Origin of the sequence: Limnoglobus roseus, from assembly GCF_008254045.1 — a bacterium.
Lineage (GTDB): Bacteria > Planctomycetota > Planctomycetia > Gemmatales > Gemmataceae > Limnoglobus > Limnoglobus roseus.
Genome location: NZ_CP042425.1, coordinates 9,318,660 through 9,338,756, shown reverse-complemented (window position 1 = coordinate 9,338,756; position 20,097 = coordinate 9,318,660). Strand labels below are relative to the sequence as shown.

General features: G+C 64.7%; 18 protein-coding genes and 1 pseudogene. 15 read left to right on the top strand and 4 right to left on the bottom strand.

Annotated elements, in window-relative coordinates; translation table 11 throughout:
• Window positions 1-128: 128 nt before the first annotated feature.
• Window positions 129-1,352 carry a tyrosine-type recombinase/integrase gene (locus PX52LOC_RS39950; RefSeq protein WP_149115333.1) on the bottom strand — a complete coding sequence of 408 codons (1,224 nt, stop codon included), beginning with the start codon at window positions 1,350-1,352 and terminating at the stop codon, window positions 129-131.
• A gap of 155 nt (window positions 1,353-1,507) precedes the next feature.
• On the opposite strand from PX52LOC_RS39950, the gene PX52LOC_RS39945 reads away from it, so the two are divergent.
• The 12 genes from PX52LOC_RS39945 (at window position 1,508) to PX52LOC_RS39890 (ending at window position 13,445) form a co-directional block, all read left to right on the top strand.
• Window positions 1,508-3,076: a hypothetical protein gene (locus PX52LOC_RS39945; RefSeq protein WP_149115332.1), complete on the top strand. Its 1,569-nt coding sequence runs from the start codon at window positions 1,508-1,510 to the stop codon at window positions 3,074-3,076.
• 108 nt (window positions 3,077-3,184) lie between these two features.
• Entirely contained in the window at window positions 3,185-3,736 is a 552-nt protein-coding gene (locus tag PX52LOC_RS39940; protein WP_149115331.1) for an inorganic diphosphatase, read from the top strand.
• Window positions 3,737-3,984: 248 nt separating this feature from the next.
• Window positions 3,985-4,869 carry an EscU/YscU/HrcU family type III secretion system export apparatus switch protein gene (locus tag PX52LOC_RS39935; protein ID WP_149115330.1) on the top strand — a complete coding sequence of 295 codons (885 nt, stop codon included), beginning with the start codon at window positions 3,985-3,987 and terminating at the stop codon, window positions 4,867-4,869.
• Window positions 4,870-5,500: 631 nt separating this feature from the next.
• On the top strand, window positions 5,501-6,340 hold the full coding sequence (locus PX52LOC_RS39930) for a sigma-70 family RNA polymerase sigma factor (RefSeq protein WP_149115329.1): 840 nt from the start codon (window positions 5,501-5,503) through the stop codon (window positions 6,338-6,340).
• 178 nt (window positions 6,341-6,518) lie between these two features.
• Window positions 6,519-7,214, top strand: coding sequence for a Uma2 family endonuclease (locus PX52LOC_RS39925; RefSeq protein WP_218575250.1), 696 nt, complete (start codon window positions 6,519-6,521; stop codon window positions 7,212-7,214).
• Between the two features lie 185 nt (window positions 7,215-7,399).
• Entirely contained in the window at window positions 7,400-7,693 is a 294-nt protein-coding gene (locus tag PX52LOC_RS39920; RefSeq protein ID WP_149115327.1) for a co-chaperone GroES, read from the top strand.
• Window positions 7,694-7,797: 104 nt separating this feature from the next.
• Entirely contained in the window at window positions 7,798-9,417 is a 1,620-nt protein-coding gene (gene groL / locus PX52LOC_RS39915; RefSeq protein ID WP_149115326.1) for a chaperonin GroEL, read from the top strand.
• A 91-nt stretch (window positions 9,418-9,508) separates the two neighbouring features.
• On the top strand, window positions 9,509-9,742 hold the full coding sequence (locus tag PX52LOC_RS39910) for a type II toxin-antitoxin system Phd/YefM family antitoxin (protein ID WP_149115325.1): 234 nt from the start codon (window positions 9,509-9,511) through the stop codon (window positions 9,740-9,742).
• Window positions 9,742-10,131: a type II toxin-antitoxin system VapC family toxin gene (locus tag PX52LOC_RS39905; RefSeq protein WP_149115324.1), complete on the top strand. Its 390-nt coding sequence runs from the start codon at window positions 9,742-9,744 to the stop codon at window positions 10,129-10,131. The genes PX52LOC_RS39910 and PX52LOC_RS39905 overlap by 1 nt, the downstream gene beginning before the upstream one ends.
• A gap of 78 nt (window positions 10,132-10,209) precedes the next feature.
• Window positions 10,210-11,271, top strand: coding sequence for a hypothetical protein (locus PX52LOC_RS39900; RefSeq protein ID WP_149115323.1), 1,062 nt, complete (start codon window positions 10,210-10,212; stop codon window positions 11,269-11,271).
• 137 nt (window positions 11,272-11,408) lie between these two features.
• Window positions 11,409-12,476, top strand: a complete 1,068-nt coding sequence (locus tag PX52LOC_RS39895) for a transaldolase family protein (protein ID WP_149115322.1) — start codon at window positions 11,409-11,411, stop codon at window positions 12,474-12,476.
• Window positions 12,477-12,584: 108 nt separating this feature from the next.
• Window positions 12,585-13,445 (top strand): DUF2167 domain-containing protein, encoded by an 861-nt coding sequence (locus PX52LOC_RS39890; RefSeq protein WP_149115321.1) that lies wholly within the window; start codon window positions 12,585-12,587, stop codon window positions 13,443-13,445.
• Here PX52LOC_RS39890 and PX52LOC_RS39885 read toward each other — a convergent pair whose 3' ends face one another.
• The 3 genes from PX52LOC_RS39885 to PX52LOC_RS39875 form a co-directional block, all read right to left on the bottom strand.
• Window positions 13,446-14,633, bottom strand: a complete 1,188-nt coding sequence (locus tag PX52LOC_RS39885) for a M20/M25/M40 family metallo-hydrolase (protein ID WP_168219548.1) — start codon at window positions 14,631-14,633, stop codon at window positions 13,446-13,448. It abuts the gene before it with no gap.
• Between the two features lie 116 nt (window positions 14,634-14,749).
• A complete protein-coding gene (locus PX52LOC_RS39880) occupies window positions 14,750-15,913 on the bottom strand; it encodes an anhydro-N-acetylmuramic acid kinase (RefSeq protein ID WP_149115319.1) in 1,164 nt (387 codons plus the stop codon).
• A 127-nt stretch (window positions 15,914-16,040) separates the two neighbouring features.
• The gene (locus PX52LOC_RS39875; protein WP_149115318.1) at window positions 16,041-16,838 is read right to left on the bottom strand and encodes a gamma-glutamyl-gamma-aminobutyrate hydrolase family protein; all 798 of its coding nucleotides are present in this window, start codon (window positions 16,836-16,838) and stop codon (window positions 16,041-16,043) included.
• Between the two features lie 244 nt (window positions 16,839-17,082).
• On the opposite strand from PX52LOC_RS39875, the pseudogene PX52LOC_RS44395 reads away from it, so the two are divergent.
• The 3 genes and pseudogenes from PX52LOC_RS44395 to PX52LOC_RS39865 form a co-directional block, all read left to right on the top strand.
• A pseudogene (locus PX52LOC_RS44395) lies at window positions 17,083-17,634 on the top strand (GAF domain-containing protein); the annotation flags it as partial.
• An 18-nt stretch (window positions 17,635-17,652) separates the two neighbouring features.
• Window positions 17,653-18,687: a serine/threonine-protein kinase gene (locus PX52LOC_RS44390; protein WP_390637597.1), complete on the top strand. Its 1,035-nt coding sequence runs from the start codon at window positions 17,653-17,655 to the stop codon at window positions 18,685-18,687.
• A 113-nt stretch (window positions 18,688-18,800) separates the two neighbouring features.
• A complete protein-coding gene (locus tag PX52LOC_RS39865; RefSeq protein WP_168219503.1) occupies window positions 18,801-20,042 on the top strand; it encodes an adenylate/guanylate cyclase domain-containing protein in 1,242 nt (413 codons plus the stop codon).
• Window positions 20,043-20,097: the final 55 nt, after the last annotated feature.

Here is a 20,097-nt window from a genome sequence, read left to right as displayed (position 1 = left end):
GCGAGGGCGAAGCCGACCCCTTCTGCGACCGCGGCTGGGCCGCGGTCGCAGAAGGGGTCGGCGAAGTCGATGAAGTAGGCGTCGGCGAGGGCGACCCCGGCCGGCCGGGGTCCGGGAAAGGTCGGCGACTAAGATTGCGGGGGCGTAGGGGGCGGCCCCGGGGGAGCCTCTGGGGTCGGCTTCGGCGGGGGCGGGGGATGCAGAGCCTTCTCCAGAGCCTCGACAGCCGCTCTCGCGATGGCCTCGTCTCGTTCGGCGTAAATGAGCGTCGTCGTCGGCGATGAATGCCCGAGGAGCGCTCGGGCGGCGTCGAGGTTGATGTTCTTCCGCGTCACCGTTGCGACCAAGTGCCGAATTTGCCCCGGAGACCACTGGGCCACCCCCGCCCGCTGAGCTGCGAAGCGGATCGTGTCGGCGTAGGCACAGCGGGACAAGAGGGTCACGTTCCGCCACCGCTTCGGCGTATCGGGGGCCGCTGCGGGGGAGAATAAGACGGCGTCGGCGTCTTTGCTAGAGAGGGCGTAGGGAGTTAGCAGCTCGGAGGCCGAGCCGGAGAGGGGGATGAGCCTCACCTTCCCCCGGTGGATGGTTTTGTGCCGACCCAGACGCAGAGCGACCAATCGCCTACCACCCCCGCAGCCCGTGGCGGTCTCTTCCCAGACCAAGTCGCAGAGGCGAAGTTTCCGAACCTCGCCGGGTCGCATCCCCGTGAGGAGTTGAAGCTCCACCATCGCAGCGACGAATGGACGGAGGTACTTCTGGGTCGCCCGAACGTCGGCGAGGGGAACCGGCTTTACCGGCTCGGTTTCGGGAGCGGCGGAGCGGTAGGGTTGCAGTCGAGGCAGCGTAGCCGCCAGCACTGTAGCGTCGGGGATGTATTCTTCTGCCGCGAGCCACTTCAGCCCGCGAAGGATGCGCCCCCACCGCTGCGTAATCAGCTTCCGACACCACCCCCGCCTAATCATCTCCTCGCGGACGGCAGTGTAGTTCTTCTTCGTCAGTGACACGATTAGGGCCTCGGGAAACAGGGCCAGGAGGGGTGCCCAAGACCGCTCGTTGTTTTCGGTCTCGTCGGAGGGTTCGCCGTCCGAGAGCCGGTAGTAAACGCGACACCGTGCGATCCAGAGGGCGTAGGCGTCGGCGAGGGAGATGCCCTCGGGCGAAGAAGGTGGGGTCGGGGAGAGGGGCGGCGATGCCGACGGGGCGACGCCCGCGATGACCTCGCCGTACCGGCGGTAGGATTCCGCGGATCCGAAGGCTCCGAGGTAGATGACGCGGCGTTTCGTCCCGTCGCGAACGGTGACGTAGGCTTGATCGGTCGGCTTGTGGTGACAGTAGGCTGGCGGCTTCAAGTTCCTTCTCTCTTCTCCTACAGCAGTTACTACAGCAGGTCGGGGTTCCCAGAGGGCGAGGGCGGGGAATATCCGGCGTATTCGCTGGAGTTTCCCCACGTTACCGGCCGATGATGCCCGATGAGACGGCACGCGCCGTCGGCGGAGGGAATCCCATGCGGCGGTTGCTCAGTCTGGTCACGCTCGCCCTCGGCCCCGCCGCGTTCGCACAAGACACCCGGTACTCGCCGCAACTCGACATCGGCTTCCCGGTGCCGGCCGCGGTCAAAGACCTCAACCCCAAGCCGGCGAAACTGCGGCTGTACGCCTCCGTGAACCGCGGGCCGTTCACGCAAGTCTCGGAACGCGGTATTAACGACCTCGCCCCCATCGCCGGCCGGCAGCCGGGGTTCATCTACTCCGCGAAGGCCGACGGCGAGGAAGAGTTCGCCGTGCAACTCGTCTACGCCGACGGCACCGTGTCGCCGGCCGTCGAGAAACTGCGGACCGACTCCCGCGTAATCTTCGACACCCGCCCGCCCGCCGTCACCGTCTCCGCGGACGGAGCGGCCACGGTGACGTGGTCGGCGCAGGACGAGAACCTCGACGCGGACGGCATCCTCCTCGAATGCAAGTGGCAGAACGGCGACGCGAAGTGGCACGAGGTGCCGAAGCCCCGCAGCGGGTTCGCCGCCCGTGACAAGTACACGTGGGCCGGCCTGACCCGCGAGAGCCGCACCCTGGAAGTCCGCGTCACCGCGACCGACAAGGCGGGGCATAAAACGTCGTCCCGCGTCGTGAGGTTGCCGTCCAGCGGCACCGACTCGCCCCGCGGCGGCGATGACGTGGAAGTCACCCCGCGGCGGGCGGCCGGGCCGGTCGGCATCAGCGGCCGGCTCACCGACGACGTGCCGGGGCAACCGCAGATCCTCTACTTCAACAAACGCGACCTCACGATCAAGTCGAAGTTGCAAACCGTCACCCGGTCCGGCGTCGTGGCGGTTCACCTGTTCGCGAAGCAACTGTCGGCCAACCCGAACGGCAACTGGATCGCGGCCAAGAAGCAGGCGTGCAACATCGCGTACCAGGAGCCGAATCCGGCCGTCGAAATTCCGTTCACCGCCCCCGAGGACGGCCGGTACGGGTTCATCGTCATCCCCGAGAACGGGGCCGGCAACCGCGATCGCGACCCGGCGAGCACGGCGCTGGCCCAACACCTGGTCGAAGTCGATACGAAGGCCCCGGTGGTGAAGATTCGGCGGGCCATTCCGACGCCGGGCGGGTCCACCGGCACGCGGTTGGAGATTGAGTGGGACGCGGACGACCTGAACCTGATGACCGATCCCATCGTGATCGAGTACGCCGCGGACAAGACGGCCAAGGATTGGGTGTCGGTCGCCGAGCGGATTCCGAACTCGCGGCGGTACGTCTGGGACGTGCCGGACAAGACGCCGTTCAAGGTCTACTTGAAGGTGCGGGCGACGGACAAGGCGACGAACACCGGCGAGGCGATCTCGGTGGATCCGATCATCATCGATCTCGACAAGCCGTCGGCCGTGATTGAGACGGTGCAGACGGCGGGGGGCTTGAGTCCGACCGGGCCGGGATCGATCCCCACGACGCCGACCGAACGCCCGCCGCCGAGCGCGTCGCCGCCGAGTTCCGCGCCACCGCCCCCGAGTTCGACGCCGATCCTGCCGGTGCCGACGGGCGGGGTGCCGGACACCATTCCCAAGATTCGGTGAGAGGCGTCGTTCGGCGGATTGCCGGCCCTTAGTGGGGTTTCTCAGACGCCGGTTATATAACACCCACACCGCCGTCGGCCGACGGCCTTTTTTCGCCGAGGATTGCCGATGCTGGGCCGTGACTTCAACCACAACTTCATGATGATCCCGCCGGGCACCGGGGAGCCGGGCGTGGCGAACATGATCGTCGAAATCCCCAAGGGCCGCCGCACGAAGTTCGAGGTCGACAAGAAGTCCGGCCTCATCAAGATGGACCGCTACCTGTACAGTTCCGCCGTTTACCCCGGCGACTACGGGTTCATCCCGCAAACGCTGGCCGAGGACCACGACCCCCTCGACGTGCTGGTCATGGTCAACGAGCCGACGTTCTCCGGGTGCCTCATCGAGACTCGCGTGGTCGGCATCTTCAAGATGAAGGACAAGGGGCAGAACGACTTCAAAATCCTCGGCGTGCCGAACAAGGACCCGCTGTTCGAGGCGATGCGGAAGATCGAGGACGTGCCGAAGCACTTCCTGCGGGAAGTGGAGCACTTCTTCAGCACGTACAAGCAACTGGAAGGCGTCCACATCGAAGCCCTCGGCTGGGCCTCGCACGAGGACGGGGCCGTCGAAGTGCGATCGTGCATCGAGCGGTTCCGCAAGACCCTGGGGAACTTCTAAACCGACTCCGCTCGCCCGACCCTTTACCGGGTCGGGTCGGCGTCTTCCTCTCACCGCCTCAATTTGCGCCGCCATTTCTCGCCGCCACCGGCGTGTTGCCGTTCGGTAACACTCGTCGTTTACCTTGTCCGCAGAGTCGACCATTTTTGACCCGCGCAACCTCGTTCGAGGCGTTTCCCGCGACCATGCCGTGGGAATCGTGTTCTAGGTTCGTGTACTGATACCCTCCCGCCCTGAGTTTTGCGGACATGGCCGCCCCCGACGACGAACCGGAATACGAGGACGAAGACCCGTCGTACGAAACGGAACGACCCCTGACGGGCCGTGAGAAGGCCCGGCGGTTGTTCTTCGAGCTCATCAAGGACTGCGGGGCCGATGTCATTCGGATGCCGTCGAGCTGCCGGGTGTACCTTGGCCGGTACTTGGCCAACCACCCCGACGAGGCTGACTTGCTGGTCGCGGTGCTGCAAGATGGCATCCCCGGTCGGCTCATGGCCTACGAAGCTGTCGGGTACACGGACTTCCTGAAGGCGCAGACCGAGGAGTTCGCCGCCAAGCACTCCCCCGAGGACGCCCGGTGGGCGGTCGACACCTGGGCGATGGCGTTGGGGCGGCCCCGCGGATTTCGGTACGTCGCGCCGGACATCGACCCGGCCGACCTTTACCCGGACCCAGAGCGGGACAAGCAGCACGACAACTTCGTGAAGGCGGCGATGCTGTTCATCGTCGGCCTGGGCGGGTTCTTCGGCACATTCATGGCCGTGGCCCTGATCCCGATCATCATGTGGTCGTTCGAGTTTCGCCTGGCCACCATCAACGGCGGCATGGTCGACCACATGATGGAGCAGGAGGCCGCCAACGACTATGCCATCTTCCTGGTCGCGTTCATCGCGGCCGCCGGGTTCGGCATCGTCGGCGCGGCCGGGGCCGTCACCGGGTGGCTGTTCGCCGGCGGCGAGGAAGAACCGTGGGCCACTTCGGCCGTCGCGAGCGGCACGGCCTTCACGTGTGTGTTCTTCTGCCTGTTCGGGATGTTCATGTGCTGCCTCCCGCCGCTGGTCTTTCCGATCATCCACATCGTGTGCGTGTTCGGCGCGACCTACAAGTCCGCGGCCCGGGGCGGGAATTATTGAAAATGTTCTGAAAAAGTTCGCGCCACGCGCCCGTCGGGAGGGACGACAGTGTCGGATCAAGGTCCGACAGGGTAACCGTGGCAGGGGCCGAGAATTCGGCGGAGAGAGCAAGCCGGTAGACACTTCGACCTGATATTCCTGACGGAGCTTGAATCCGAAGGGATATTAACTTGTGAGGATCGTGCTGATCGGCACGATCCTTCCCATCATCGCGCACGGCCTTTCGCGATTATCAGTTGCACTTGACAAATTGACAACCTATAAAAGCACCGGCGTCTCGCGGGTAACCCCCGTCCCAACCGCGAGGCAACCGGCTTTCGCCATCGTCGCATCGATTCCCTCAAGTCGATGTTTACCGGCGGAGTGCTTCCGGTTGTGCGCGTTGTACTTGCGCTGCCGGTGCGATTCCCTCCCGCTTCGCCCGGTTTCGTCGCGCAAGCTGCCGAATTATCGTACCGCGGTCGATACCGTACAGGCAGGATTGTTGCGATGTTGTGCGCATGCACACTCGCCTTGCCCAGACCGGTCGCGGCCGATGCCCCCAACCCCGCCCCGACCGGATCGCCCTTTGCGATAGGATTCGCCCTACGCAAGTCGCCCGGCCGGAAACGTAGACAGGATGACCTACACGATGTCCCGACTTCGCCGCTACCGACCCGAGGCCGTTCAGTCGCCCCTGGAAACGTACCTCCGGGAAATCAACGAGACCGCCCTTCTGACCGCGGACCAGGAAAAGTCCCTCGCCCGTCAGATCGGCGTCGGCTGCACCAACTCCCGCGACCAGATGGTCCGGGCCAACCTGCGGCTGGTGGTGAACATCGCCCGCGGCTACACGGGTAAGGGCCTCGCCCTGCAAGACCTGATCGAAGAGGGCAACCTCGGCCTCCTGCGGGCGGTCGAAGGGTTCGACCCGAACATGAACACGCGGTTCAGCACCTACGCTAGTTACTGGATCAAGCAGAGCATTAAGCGGGCGCTGGTCAACACCGCCAAGACGATCCGCATCCCGGCGTACATGGTCGAACTGCTTGCCAAGTGGCGGCGGGCGACGAACTCGCTGACCGACGAACTCGGCCGGCCGCCGACCCCGGAAGAAATCGCCAAGCGGTTGGGCCTGCCGAAGAAGAAGCTGAGCATCATCAAGAAGGCGATCCGCGTCTACAACAGCGCCCCGCAAACGGAACAAGGCGGCGACGGCGGCTGGACGATCGACGAGATGCTGATGGACGGCCGGTCGAAGACGCCGGACCTGGAGATGGTCGAGACGGACGACCTGAAGCACGTCATGATCTTGTTGGAGAAAATGGACAAGCGGGAGGCGACGGTGCTGAAGATGCGGTTCGGCATCGACGGCGACGAGCCCAAGACGCTGAAGGAGATCGGCGAAAGCCTCGGCCTGACCCGCGAGCGCGTGCGTCAGATCGAGAGCGAAGCTCTCGCGAAGCTGTACGAGAACCTCGCCGCCGAGTAAGGCCGCGAACACGAATCACGCGAACCGCCGGGCGAGTGCCCGGCGGTTTCTTTTTGCGCCGCCGGCGGGTATGCTGAGGACGGAGGTGCGGACCATGGGCAAGGTACGAGTGCAGCGATCGGCGGCCCGCGTGACGACAGAGTCGGAAGCAATCCCGGAGTTGCGAGACGGGGACCGGATGAACACCGCGGAGTTCATGCGCCGCTACGAAGCAACGCCCGAGGGGTTTCGGGCCGAACTCATCAACGGTGTCGTCCACGTCAATCGCTGGATCGAAGTGGGACGAGATGGAAAGGAGCGGATCATGCCGCCGATTAGTGGGGGTGGGCACGGCGGACCACAGGCCGACATGACCTTTCTGCTGTCGATGTACTCAATCTACACGCCGGGAGTTCGCGCTTCGGCTCCAACGACTCTGGTGCTCTCTCCGACGGAATCTGTTCCCGAACCGGATGTGCTCCTGCGCGTCCTTCCCGAATCGGGAGGTTCTTGTACCCTCGGGACAGATGATTATCTGCATGGCGCACCGGAACTCATCGTTGAAATTTCCAAAACCTCAGCCGGGCGTGATCTCGGTCGAAAACTCGAGATGTATCTACGCAATGGCGTGCCCGAGTACATCGTCTGGCGAACTCGCCACCGCGTTATCGACTGGTTCCACCTGAACCGCCGTGGCGAGTACGTTCCCCTTGCTCTCGACGCCGACGGCATCCTCAAGAGCCGCGTCTTCCCCGGTCTTTGGCTCGATTCCGTCGCGATGACCGGCGGCGACATGGCCCGGGTGCTGGCCGTCGTGCAACAGGGCATCGCGTCACCGGAACACGCGAAGTTCGTCGAGAAGTTGCGGAAGCGGGCGGCAAAGAAGAAACGCTGACGGCTCTGCCATTCCGACAGGCCAGCCCCCATCTCCCGCAAACTTGGCACACGTCACCGGCGGACGGCATTTTCCACAAGTCTTGTTGGTTCAACGCCTTAATTCTGACTTCATTCGCAGGCACGCCGATTGCATATCGGGCGGGCACGGACCCGTATTCACACTGACAGTCGGAGAACACCGCGATGGCCCTGCACCCGATCGGCGATCGGATCATCGTTAAGCGTGAAGCCTCGGAAGAGAAGTCGAAGGGCGGCATCATCCTGCCCGACGCCGCCCAGAAGAAGCCGCAGATCGGCAGCATCGTGGCCGTCGGCCCCGGCAAGCTGAACAAGGACGGCACCCGCACCGCCCTCCAACTGAAGGTCGGCGACAAGGTACTCTTCACCTCGTGGGCCGGCGACGAGTTCAAGGACAAGAAGAACAAGGACGAAGTCCTCGTCATGCACGAATCCGACGTCCTCGCCGTCATCGAGTGATTTTGAAAGATCGTGCTCCGACAGGGCTTGTACTCATGTTGAGCCTGTACCCGGTCGGAGCTTAACTCGCATCCGCAGTGATGCAGAATCGGGAGTTCCAGTCCATGTCCGCGAAGCAGATCGCATTCGACCAAGAAGCCCGCGAAGCCATGAAGCGGGGCATCGCCAAGCTCGCCAAGGCCGTCAAGGTCACGCTCGGGCCGAAGGGCCGGAACGTCATCATTCAGAAGTCGTTCGGCAGCCCGACCGTCACGAAGGACGGCGTTACGGTCGCGAAGGAAATCGAACTGCCCGACCCGTACGAGAACATGGGCGCGCGGATGGTGAAGGAAGTCGCCAGCAAGACGAGCGACGTGGCCGGCGACGGCACCACGACCGCCACCGTCCTAGCGGAAGCGATCTTCAACGAAGGTCTGAAGGCCGTCACCGCCGGCAACAACCCGATGCTCATGAAGCGGGGCATGGACAAGGCCGTCGAAGACATCGTCGCCAAGATCAAGAAGGCCAGCGTCGAAGTGAAGGGCAAGGCGGACCTGGAGAACGTCGCCACCGTCGCCGCCAACGGTGACGAGAAGATCGGCAAGATCATTGCCGAGGCCATGTACAAGGTCGGCAAGGACGGCGTCATCACCGTCGACGAAGGAAAGACCATCGACACCGACCACGAGTTCGTCGAAGGCATGCAGTTCGACCGCGGCTACCTGTCGCCGTACTTCGTCACCGACCTCGAGAGCATGGAAGCCGAGCTCGACGACGTGTACATCCTGATCTACGAGAAGAAGATCAGCAGCAACCGCGACCTCGTGCCGGTGCTGGAAAAGGTTCTCGGCAAGGGCAAGCCGATCCTCATCATCAGCGAAGAAGTCGAAGGCGAAGCCCTCGCGACGCTCGTTGTGAACAAGATGCGGAACCCGAACTTCAAGGTCTGTGCCGTGAAGGCCCCCGGCTACGGCGACCGCCGCAAGGCCATGCTCGAAGACATCGCCATTCTCACGGGCGGCACCGCGATCTTCGAAGACCTCGGCGTGAAGCTCGAAGCGGTCGAGTTGGAGCAACTCGGCCGGGCGAAGAAGGTGAAGGTCGACAAGGACAACACCATCGTCATCGACGGGGCCGGCAAGAAGGACGCGATCAAGGCCCGCGTCGCACAGATCCAGAAGGAACTGGACAAGAGCACGAGCGACTACGACAAGGAAAAGCTCGGCGAGCGGATCGCGAAGCTGTCCGGCGGCGTGGCGAAGATCAACGTCGGCGGCGCGACCGAGAGCGAAGTGAAGGAAAAGAAGATGCGCGTCGAAGACGCCATGCACGCGACCCGTGCGGCGTTCCAAGAAGGCATCCTCCCCGGCGGCGGCACGGCCCTCCTGCGGGCGAGCCAGAACCTCAAGCCGACGGACCTGACGAGCGACGAAGAGATCGGCTACAACATCGTCGTGAAGGCGTGCAAGGCCCCGATCAAGCAGATCAGCGAGAACGCCGGCAACGACGGCAACGTCGTCGCGAACGAAGTCCTCCGCAGCAAGGACACCAACCACGGCTTCAACGCCCGCACTGGCGAGTACGTGGACATGGTGAAGGACGGCATCATCGATCCGACGAAGGTCGTCCGCAGCGCCCTCCAGAACGCCGCCAGCGTCAGCACCCTGTTGCTGACGAGCGACGCGCTGGTGGCCGACGTGCCGAAGAAGGAAGCCAAGGGCGGCCACGAAGACCACATGGACTGAGCGTGAGCCGACGAGATAAGACCCTACGCCCGCGGACGCACGTCCGCGGGCGTTTTCATTTCTGGTACAATCCGGTCAGGAGGATTCGGCCATGTCCACGGTCACGATTCAAGAAGCCCAGGCGAACTTATTTGACTTGATCCGCCGCCTGTCGCCCGGCGACGAGGTGCTGATTACCGAGAACAATCAGCCGGTAGCGAAGCTCGTCGTGCCACCCGCGGAGCCACCGCCGAAGCCACGGCAGTTCGGAACGATGAAGGGATCGGTTCTCTACATGGCTCCCGACTTCGACGGACCGCTCGATGATTTCGCGGAGTACATGTGATGCGGGTGTTGCTCGACACGCACACCCTCATCTGGGCCCAGGACGAGCCGACCAAACTCGGTCCCGTGGCCCTCTCGATTCTCCAAAGTCCCGCCAATCAACTGCTCGTCAGTCTGGTGACACTCTGGGAACTCAGCATCAAGATCGCCATTGGCAAATTGAAGCTATCGCCCCCGTACCGCCCGTGGATCGACAAGGCCATCGCCGACCTCAATTTGACGATCCTGCCGATCACCCTCGACCACGCCGAACAGCAGATCGGGTTGCCGTTTCACCACCGCGATCCGTTCGACCGATTGCTCGCGGCCCAAGCCCTCGTCGAGTCGATTCCCCTTGCGAGTGCCGATGCGGTCTTCGACGCCTACGGCGTCACCCGCCTCTGGAACTAGCAGGGCTGACCATTTACGGGCGACATTTTTGGTATCATCGTCTCGGACGGAACTCTCAACACCCGCCCGGAGTCGCCCATGCCGGACTTCAAGATCGACCTGAAGAACGCCCCGATCCCGACGAAGGACGGAGACGTCAACGAGTACATCAACTCCGAGGCGGCGGCCCTCAAGGAGTACTTCTCCCGGAGCAAGAAGGTCATCTTCGTCAACGGCATGGGCAACACCGGCCAGGACCACGCCGAGTCGGCGATGGCCCTCTCGCTCGTCCAACTGTGCCCGGTCATTGGCGTGTTCAACCAGTCCAGCGGCCTCGTCAAAGACCTCTTGCAGTGCCTCGCCGACAAGAACCAGTTCCAGGGGCCGGTATCGAGTACCGCGCAGAGCAAGGTCGAGTCCGGCAACAGTCTGTGGAATCGCATCCTCAAGGGGTATCGCACGCCGGAGCAGGTGATGATGTCGGCCCTGTCGCGGAACCCCGTCCAGGTGTCGCTGTTCAACGAACTGCGGAAGCCGGAGAACCGCCGTCGCGAAATCTTCGCCCACAGTCAGGGCAACCTGATTCTCAGCAACGTCCTCCAGGCCATCGGGGCGGTGGACGGACCGCAGGCGCTCGCTGGCCGAACCGTCCACACGTTCGGCTCGCCGGCCGTGTTCTATCCGCCGGGGGTTCAGAAGTTCGAGCACGGGTTCACGTTCGATCCGGTCAACTGGCTGTCCGGGTTTGACAGGAGCTTTTCTATCTCCAAGGTCGGCGTACCGACCGGTGCCAAGAACCCGATCACGCACGGTTTCCTGTGGTACCTCCAGGACGATCCGCGGTTCGTCATCAACCGCTTCCGCACGGGCGGGTGGGGGGCGACGTTCAACATGGACGAAGACGGCCTGGCGAAGTGTCTGGCCGCGATGGAGACGAACCTGCCGCGGGTGCGGAAGGTGATCGACTTCCTGGACAAATACCAGAACAGTGACGCCGACGACGTGTCCGTGCTGTACGTGCAAGCGATCCAGCAGAAGCCAGCCGTGCGGACGGCGCTGAAGGCCGACAAGGAACTGGTAAAGTTGCTCATCAAGACGATGGACGAGGGGTACACTTCGGGCGAGGAACGCGACGCCATCAACTGGCTGAAGGCGCTGTAAACGCCACAATCCGAATCGGAAGCGTGCGCGGTCCGCCCTTCTGGGCGGCCGCGACGACTTCGTTTCGGTCAACTTCTTCAAACCGTGATTCTTCCATATCATGTCCCCCAACGGATCACCACTTTCGGAGACTGCTCATGACGCCGTTACAGTCGATCGTTTCCGCCGGCACTAAGCTCTGGCTCGACTCTGTCGATCCGGAGTTGATCGTTAAGAACCGCGCGTTCGGGGCCACCGGGGCGACCTCGAACCCGATCATCATTTCGGACCTGCTCAAGCCGGCCCGGTTCGACGCGGACATCGCCGCGTTCGCCGCCCAAGGACTCGACGACGAGGCCATCGCGTGGGCCATGACCGACAAGCTCGTCAAGAACGCCCAGGACGTGTTCAAGCCGGTGTGGGACGAGACGAAGGGCGACGACGGTTGGGTGAGCTTTGAACTCGACCCGCTCCTCGAAGACACCGCCAAGAACCTGCCGACGCTCGAACGGACGATGAAGTACATCAACCTCGGGTGGTACTACTCCAACGGCCACGCGAACCGGATGATTAAAGTCCCGGCCACGCCGGGCGGCCTCGGGGCACTCGAAGAACTCGTCGCGCACGGCGTCGCCGTCAACGTCACGCTGATCTTCAGCGAGAGCCAGTACCGGGCCGCCCGCGACGCCTGCTACCGCGGGGCGCTCCGGGCGAAGGACAAGTCGGCCGTGAAGACCGTGTACAGCATCTTCGTCAGCCGCGTGGACGTGTACACCGAACAGCACGCCTCGTCGCTGATCCCCGAGGCCCAGGGCCAGGTCGGGATCGTGAACGCCAAGCGGATCTGGAAGCTCAACAAAGATTTCTGGGCGGACAAGGGTTTTGCGCGGAAGCAAGAAATGATCTTCGCCAGCACCGGCACGAAGAAGATGAAGGACGGCTCGACGCCGCCGGCGTGGACCTACGTGGAAGCGTTCGCCGGTAGCGACATCGAGACGAACCCGCCGGCCACTAACGACGCCGTGCAGGCGAGCGGCCGCACGATTTCCAAGAATATCGACAAGCTGCCGCCGGCCAACGTCCTCGCGGACATCGACGCGAAGGTGAACATGGGCCACCTCGAGGACACGCTGATGCGCGAAGGGCTGGCGAAGTTCGCCGACCCGCACAAGGCGCTCATCAAGTTGATCGGCGAGAAGCGGGCCGCCGTCGCCGGAAAAAAGTAACGGTCAGAACGATTTGACAGATTAAGGGGCCGACCTAGATTTAGGTCGGCCCCGTTCCGTTCACGTTCCGCCGTGCGGGGCCGCCTCCTCGACTTGGATGGTTCCCCCATGGTTGGCCGTCTCTCCATTCGTCTCGCCCTCACCGGCGTCTGCCTCGGTCTCGCGGCCGCAATCGTCACGGCCGGACCGCACAACCGTGGGATCGACGAGGCGAACTTCCAACGCCTCACCCGCGTCGGCCCGTTTAGCACCGACATCCGCGGGAAAGCGAACTTCCGCGTGCCGACCGGCTACCGCATGGTGGTCGAGGAGAAACTCGCCGAGTTCGGGGAACTCGCCGGGTTCCCGATCCTCGGCGACGAGTCGGGTTACATCCTCATGAGCGAAAAGCCGACGTGGTATGGCATCATCCTGGTCCTCCCCGACGACCCGCTGAAGGGGATCGACCCGAAGACCCTGGCCGAGCCGGGCGTGCGAACGCAACTGATCGAGTGGGAAGGGCGGTTCCACGAGAGTCGGCGGCCGCTGAAAGGTGCGGCCGGCGTGCCGTTGACCGTCGCGGGGTGGACGCACCCGCCCAAGTACGACGAGAAGACGAAGGTGCTGACGATGGGCGTGCGGCTGACGAGCGACGTGCCGGGGCAGAAGGACAAGGTCAACTACCAGTCGTTCGTCCGCGGGCCGCAGAACACCGTCATGCTCGTCTCGGCTTTCGCGGACGTGGAGAACTACGACAAGGCCGAGAAGGAATCGGGCAAGCTCGCGGAAGAGTTCACGTTCGTGCAACCCCCGCCGGAGGAAGCGACCGGCGAGGACACGGGCGACACGATGCGCACCGCCAAGATCGCCGGCGGCGGCGTCCTCGGCGGCGTAGTCGTGTTGCTGCTGTTCAAGTTCCTGGGCTTCGGCGCTCAGCGGCGCGTGCCGGTCCGCTCCGGTGCTCGCCGGCCGGGCGTGCGGCGGTCGTAATCACTCCATCGTCGCCAGGGCCAGCGCCAGGCGGCAGCCGGCCTCGTAGTCCTTCAGGTCGACGAACTCGTTGACCGTGTGAATCTCGTTCTGCCCGGCCCCGAAGGTGATCGTCGGGATGCCGTGCTTGACCATCCAGTTCGCGTCCAGGCCGCCGTTCGTCACCTTGGTGCTCGGCTTCAACTTCATACTCTTGGCCACCGCGACCGCCCGCTTCACCACGGCCGCGTCGTCCGGGAGCCGGAACGGGACGTAGTCGAGGCGACTGGTGAACTTCACCTTCGCCGGCTTGTCCTTGTGGTCCTTGACCTTCTTGGCGGCGGCCTCGAAGGCGAGCTTGTACGCGGCGGTGATGTCGCGGACGAACTTCGCGTCGTGACTGCGGCTTTCGCCGCGGATGAGGACGTAGTCGGTGACGACGTTCGTGGCGTTCCCGGCGCTCTTGCCGGCCGCGTCGCCGAAACTGCCGACGTTACTCGTCCCCTGTTTTCCGTTCTTCTCGACCTTCCCGAACCAGCCGTTCGCGAACACGTCGGCCAAGGCCAACGACGCGACCATGCTCGCCGAGATGCCCTTCTCCGGGTGGACCCCGGCGTGCGACGCCTTGCCGAAGATTTCGACCTCCCAGCGGTCGGCCCCGATAGCCCCGATGGTAATTTCGCTCGCCGACCGGCCGTCGATGTTGAAGCCGAACTTCGGGCCGCCGAGTTCCGCCGGCTGAACGTGCTTGGCCCCGAATAGGCCGCTCTCCTCGCGGACGGTGAAGAACATCGTGATCGGCGGGTGCGGCAGGTTTTGCCGGATCAACTCGGCCGCGAGCGTGACGAGGGCGGCGCAGCCGGTGCGATTGTCGCCGCCGAGCGCGGCTTTCGGGTTCTCGTTGACGATGCGGTTCTCGGCCCGCTTCGGCTTCGCCCCGGCGCAAAGTGGGACCGTGTCCATGTGCGTCATGAACAGGATGCGCGGCGCGTCGGTCGTGCCGGGCAGGTCGACGATGAGGTTGCCGGTCTGCGTCGGGGCGGGGATGCGGGTGTTCGCGTCGTCGTAGCGGATCGCGGCGGCCGGCACGCCGACTTCTTTGAGGGCGGTGGCGATCTCCTTGCCGATGGCGGCTTCCTCGCCGGTGATCCCTTCCACGGACAGGAACCGAAGCAGTCGATCAATCGCGGCCGGGGTGTCGATCGTCAGGGGTGGTGCGGGCGGCATGGGTGTGCGGGTTCCGAAGGCAGGGGTGGGGTGGGACTACGATCAATTTAGTGCCACCGCCGGCGTTAGCGAGAACCCCGCCGCCGGAATCCGCGGGGCTACGCCGCACGGTTGATCTGCCCGTAGTCCCACATCTGTTCCGCGGCCCACGCGGTCACGGCGGCCCAGTTCCGCGGATCGCCCGGCAGGAACCGCCCGACGAGACGACCACCGCTCGCGCCGGTGAGCAGCGGCAGGTTCGCGGCCACGCCGTCGAGGGTCAGGCCGGCCAGCACGGCGGCGGCGACGGCGTTGCGGCCGAGCGCGGGAATGCCGATGTCGTCGGTCCGCCGCAGGTTTTCGCCGGGGAATTGCTGCTGTAGGAGTTGCCAGAGGAAGCCATTCCGAACGCCGCCGCCACTGACGTACAGGCCCCGCGGTCGGCCGGTCGGTGGCACGAACTGCCGACACCCGCCGCCGACGCTCCGGGCGATGAAGTGCGTGGCCGTGCAGAGCAGGTCGGCGAGCGAGGCGCTCTGCTCGCGGGCCGCGTCGAAGGCCGTCGTCACGAAGGCGGGGCCGAATTCGCCCGCGATCGCCTTCGGCGGCTTCCGGCCGAGGTGCGGATGGGCCAGCCACTCGGCCAGCACCGCGTCGAGGCACTTCCCTTGTACGGCCTTCGTGCCGCCGACATCGGACAACTCCCGGTCGCGCGTGCCGAGGCGGACGAACTCGTCGAGCACCCGCCCACCCGGCCCGGCGTCGAACGCGATCAGGTCCGTCACTTTCGCGCCGGCCGGGAGGAACAGCAGCGACGCGACTTGGCCGAGGTGGATCAGCAAGCGGTCTTCGGTAAGGCTCTTGGCGAAGAGGTAGTCGGCCGCCGCCGTGAACGGCCGGCCGGTGCCGCCGGCGGACACGTCGCGGGCGGCGAACTGACTCCAGACGGTGACGCCGGTGATTTCCACGACGAACTCGGCCGCCGTGTCGAACGCGCCCCCCGCCGGCAGGTGCAGGCCGGTCAGCAGGACGGATCGCAGGTCCACGCCGTTCTTCGCGACGAGTTGCCGGACGGCGGCGGAGAGGGCTTCGCCGATCGCGCGAGGGGATGCCCCGGTGCCGCGGCGGAGGGCGTCCCGAACGGCCGGCAACAGTGGCGTGCGGGCGTATCGCTCGACAACCGGCACGGCCGCCAACCCGAGGCCGTCGACGCGGACCAGGGCCGCGTCGATGCCGTCCAGACTGGCGTTCAGAGCGAGGCCGAGGAGGAGACGAGTGGACATGTTCCAACTCGGAATGCGGAGTGCGGAACGCGGAGTTGAAAACGAAAACCGTTTAGCAGCGACACGGAGGTGCGGAACACGAAGTGGGTTGGGTTTTCACTCCGCGTTCCGCGTTCCGCACTCTGAGTCACGCCGCCGCGAGCATCGGGACTTCGACGAAGCGGGTCGCGGACTGCACGAAGCACTCGAAGATTTGCTGGTCGAGGGCCGACGCGGTTTCGTCTTCCGGGTGCCATTGCAGGCCGACGCAGAACCAACTCGCGTCGGTCGTCTCGATCGCCTCGATCACGCCGTCGTTGGCCTTCGCGCTCACCCGCAGTTTGCGGCCGAGTTGGTTCACCGCCTGGTGGTGCGTGCTGTTCACGCGCTGCTCGCCGGTGCCGTAGATTTCTTCGAGGAGCGTGCCCTCCTCGATGTTCACCATGTGCCGGTGCGGGTAGCCGGACGGGTCGCTGTGCGGCATCGCCTTCGGGTTCTCGGTCGGCAGGTGCTGGAACAGCGTGCCGCCGTGGTAGAGGTTGATGAGTTGCATCCCCATGCCGATCCCCAGGATCGGCATTTTGCGATCGAACACCTTTTGCAGCAGCAACCGCTCGCAGTCTTCCCGGCGGGGGGCCATCAGTTGCGTGGCCGACGTGAGTTGCTGGCCGTACTTGCGGGGGTCGAGGTCCTGGCCGCCGGTAAAAATGATGCCGGAGATCATCTTCAAGTAGATGTCGAGTTCCGGGTAGTTGTCCTTCTTCAGAGGGGGGAGCAGGATCGGCAGTCCGCCGGCGTTCAGGATCGAATCGACGTAGCCGACGTTGGCCCGCGTGTAGGGGCTGTTGTTCTTGGGGGTGAGGTAGTCGGTGGTGATGCCGATGAGCGGCCGCGTGGGGGCGACGGGGTGGCGGGACGATTGCCGAGTGGGGGTCTTCGCGGCCATGGTCATCCTTCCGTGGATTCTGCGGATTGAACCGGCGTCCTGCCAAGTTCGGGTCTGCAAATCTTACAAAGTGGTGAATCGCTATTGCAAGTCCAATTTTCACTCAAGTTCGAAAATTTGCGAGCCGAGCAGATTCTCGTTTGACTCTGTCGTCCTGACGAGAACGAGTAAATTGGTCCTTGCGACCCGCCGAACCATGACGTAGAATTCCTGTGCCCCAGGATTGTGATGCATGAGTGCTAACATGCCGCCCGTTGATGCCGCCCTCGGCATGACGTTTTTGTTGGAAGTGATCCAAAAGCTCTCCTTCGCCCGCGACCTGACGACCGTTCGAGAAATCGTCCGGCACGCGGCCCGTCGGTTGGTCGGAGCCGATGGCGCGACGTTCGTGTTGCGCGACGGCCCCCGGTGTCACTACGTCGACGAAGACGCCATCGAGCCGCTTTGGAAGGGGCAGAAGTTCCCCTTGGAGGCGTGCGTCAGCGGCTGGGCCATGCTCAACCGGCAGGCGGCCGTCATTCCCGACATCTACGCCGACGCCCGCGTCCCGCACGACGCTTACCGGCCGACGTTCGTCAAAAGTTTGGTGATGGTCCCCATCCGCACGCAGGACCCCGTCGGGGCGATCGGCACGTACTGGGCCACGTCGCACGCGGCCACGCCGACCGAAGTGCAGATGCTCCAAGCCCTGGCCGACACCACGGCCGTGGCGATGCAGAACGTGCAGGTTTTCAGCGAACTGGAAGACCGGGTCAAGGCTCGCACCGCCGAACTGCAAGACGCCAACAGCGAACTGACGGCCAAGAACCAGCAGTTGCAAACCGCCCACGAACAGGCGAACCGCGTCTTCGCCGCCTACGCGCACTCGCTGCCCGGGTCCGTTCTCGACGGCAAGTACCAGATTTACGAGCAACTCGGGTCCGGCGGGTTCGGCGTCGTCCTCCGCGGCCACCACCTCATGTTGGACTACCCGGTTGCGATCAAGGTCTTCCGGCCCGTCCCCGGCAACGACTCGGCGCTCGAACTCCAACGCTTCTTCCTCGAAGGGGCCACGACGGCCCGGCTGACCCACCCGAACGCCGTCCGCGTCCACGACTCCGGCGTGTCCGTGGAGGGCGTGGCCTTCCTGGTGATGGAGTTGCTCCGTGGGTGGTCGCTGGCGAATGAACTGACCGCCGACGGGCCGTTGCCCCTCCACAGGGCCGTCACCGTCGCGCGGAGGGTGGCCGAGGTCTTGGCCGCGGCGCACGAAGCCGGCATCTTGCACCGCGACATCAAACCGGACAACGTCTTCCTCCACCACGAGGGGGACGAGGAAGTCGTCAAGGTGGTGGACTTCGGCATCGCCAAGTTCTTCGGCGAACAGCACAGCGCCGAAACCTCGCGGCTGACGAAGACGGGCCGGTACGTCGGTACGCCCGCGTTCGTCGCCCCGGAGCGGGTCACCGGCGATGTGACCGACGGCCGGTCCGACGTGTTCAGCCTCGGGGCCGTTCTGTACGAAATCCTCACGGGCGTCTCCCCCTGGACGGAAGAGCAACTCCGCGACATCGCGTCCGGGGCCAGCCGCCACCTCCGCCCCCGGCCGTTGCGGAAGTTCCGGCCGGAAGTTCCGCTCGAGTTGGAAGAACTGGTGAACAAGACGCTGGCCTGGAAGTTGGCGGACCGGCCGACCGCCGTGGAACTCGCCGGCACCCTCATGGGCATCGCGTGCCAGTTGCCGGTCGAACCCCTCAAGGTGAAGGTCCGGTTGACCGATCAAGCCCTGCTGCCCAACGTGAAGGGTTCCTACGCCGGCCGGCCGAAGGACGACGACACCGGCGACTTCTGGCTCTCCGGCATTCAGTAGTCGGTTCTCGTGCTCCTTCTCCCGGTGTTGCGAGAGGGGGAGCGAGAGTGCCTCACGCACATCTTCACCTTCTCGTAAGCTGCTCTCTGCCACCTCGTGCGGAGATGCCACCCATGCCCGATCAGCCGGCCGAAGAACAGGGCCACCTCACGCAACTCCGCCTCCTGCTGGAAGAGCTTTGTTGTGAACTGTGCCGCTTCGAACACGCCACCCGCGACCACCGGCACGCGCAGCGAGTCCGCATAGACCGCGAATACTACCTCGGCATTCCCGGGGCCTTCGCCGACATCCGCGTCGCTCCGGTGGAGTCGGCCCCGTACCTGATCGAAGTGAAGTTCGGTTACTCGGCCGACAAGCTCGTCCGCCACTTGAAACGGAAGTTCTCGGCGGCAACTCCGGCCCTGGCGAACGCGACGAAGGTGGTCCTCGTCGTCGACGCGGCCGGCCACGAGAACTGGCCGGAAGTCGAGGCGGCGATCATCGCCTCACTCGCTCCCGGTCTGACGCTCGAAGTCTGGAGCGAGGACCGCCTCATCCAACTCCTCCGCGACCGCTTCTTGATCGAAATTTCTGCCATCACGCCGGATAACCTCATCGAAGTGCGGCAGGCCATCGACCGGGCGCAGGGCTACTTCGCGTTCGGCGGCGAGTCCCAGGCGGCTTACGAACACGAGCCGCTGAACGCCGAACTGCTCTGGCACTTCGGCTTCTGGAAGTTGCGGGAACTCCGCGAGGCGCGGCAACTGCGGCCGCGAGACATGCTGCCGCCGGGGTTGTACCGCAACGTCGCGGTGCTGATCGCCGACCTGTGCTCGTTCTCCAGTTACGTCCGCGACACCGCCGATGGCCGGATCGTTCGTGAGAGCCTCACGTCGTTCTACTCGAAGGCCCGCTACCAGATCATCAACAGCGGCGGTATGCTGTACCAGTTCGTCGGCGACGAGGTCATCGGCTTCTTCGGCCTGCCGGATCGCGAGGCGGACGCCGTGCAGACGGCGTTCGAGACGGCCCAGGCCCTCATCAGCATCGGCAACTCGGTGTCGCACCACTGGCAACGGCAGATCGACCGCGTGCAGAACTCCGGCGGCGTCCACGTCGGGCTGGCCATCGGCGACTTGCAGATCGTGTCGCTGCGGCCGTTCGGCCGCACCCACGTCGGGGCGATCGGCGACTGCATCAACGTCGCCGCCCGCCTGATGTCCACGGCCGGCCCCGGCGAGGTGGCGGCGAGCAACTCCTTCCTGCAATCGCTGGACGAGGAAACGCAAGGGCAGTTCCAGGAAGTGGAGCCGGTGGAGGCCCGCAACGTCGGCCGCATCAAGGCATGGAAGTGGGCGTCGGGACAGGGGGTGTGAGTGCGGACCAGTGGTTCTTCACTGGTCCGCCCGTCCGTTGTGCGGTACACTTGGA

Coding starts and splice junctions, on each gene's coding strand:
- PX52LOC_RS39920 (WP_149115327.1), top strand. CDS start 7,400: ATGGCCCTGCACCCGATCGGCGATCGGATCATCGTTAAGCGTGAAGCC.
- PX52LOC_RS39905 (WP_149115324.1), top strand. CDS start 9,742: ATGCGGGTGTTGCTCGACACGCACACCCTCATCTGGGCCCAGGACGAG.
- PX52LOC_RS39940 (WP_149115331.1), top strand. CDS start 3,185: ATGCTGGGCCGTGACTTCAACCACAACTTCATGATGATCCCGCCGGGC.
- PX52LOC_RS39865 (WP_168219503.1), top strand. CDS start 18,801: ATGCCCGATCAGCCGGCCGAAGAACAGGGCCACCTCACGCAACTCCGC.
- PX52LOC_RS39910 (WP_149115325.1), top strand. CDS start 9,509: ATGTCCACGGTCACGATTCAAGAAGCCCAGGCGAACTTATTTGACTTG.
- PX52LOC_RS39900 (WP_149115323.1), top strand. CDS start 10,210: ATGCCGGACTTCAAGATCGACCTGAAGAACGCCCCGATCCCGACGAAG.
- PX52LOC_RS39895 (WP_149115322.1), top strand. CDS start 11,409: ATGACGCCGTTACAGTCGATCGTTTCCGCCGGCACTAAGCTCTGGCTC.
- PX52LOC_RS39930 (WP_149115329.1), top strand. CDS start 5,501: ATGTCCCGACTTCGCCGCTACCGACCCGAGGCCGTTCAGTCGCCCCTG.
- PX52LOC_RS39925 (WP_218575250.1), top strand. CDS start 6,519: ATGAACACCGCGGAGTTCATGCGCCGCTACGAAGCAACGCCCGAGGGG.
- PX52LOC_RS39880 (WP_149115319.1), bottom strand. CDS start 15,913: ATGTCCACTCGTCTCCTCCTCGGCCTCGCTCTGAACGCCAGTCTGGAC.
- groL (WP_149115326.1), top strand. CDS start 7,798: ATGTCCGCGAAGCAGATCGCATTCGACCAAGAAGCCCGCGAAGCCATG.
- PX52LOC_RS39935 (WP_149115330.1), top strand. CDS start 3,985: ATGGCCGCCCCCGACGACGAACCGGAATACGAGGACGAAGACCCGTCG.
- PX52LOC_RS39945 (WP_149115332.1), top strand. CDS start 1,508: ATGCGGCGGTTGCTCAGTCTGGTCACGCTCGCCCTCGGCCCCGCCGCG.
- PX52LOC_RS39875 (WP_149115318.1), bottom strand. CDS start 16,838: ATGGCCGCGAAGACCCCCACTCGGCAATCGTCCCGCCACCCCGTCGCC.
- PX52LOC_RS39890 (WP_149115321.1), top strand. CDS start 12,585: ATGGTTGGCCGTCTCTCCATTCGTCTCGCCCTCACCGGCGTCTGCCTC.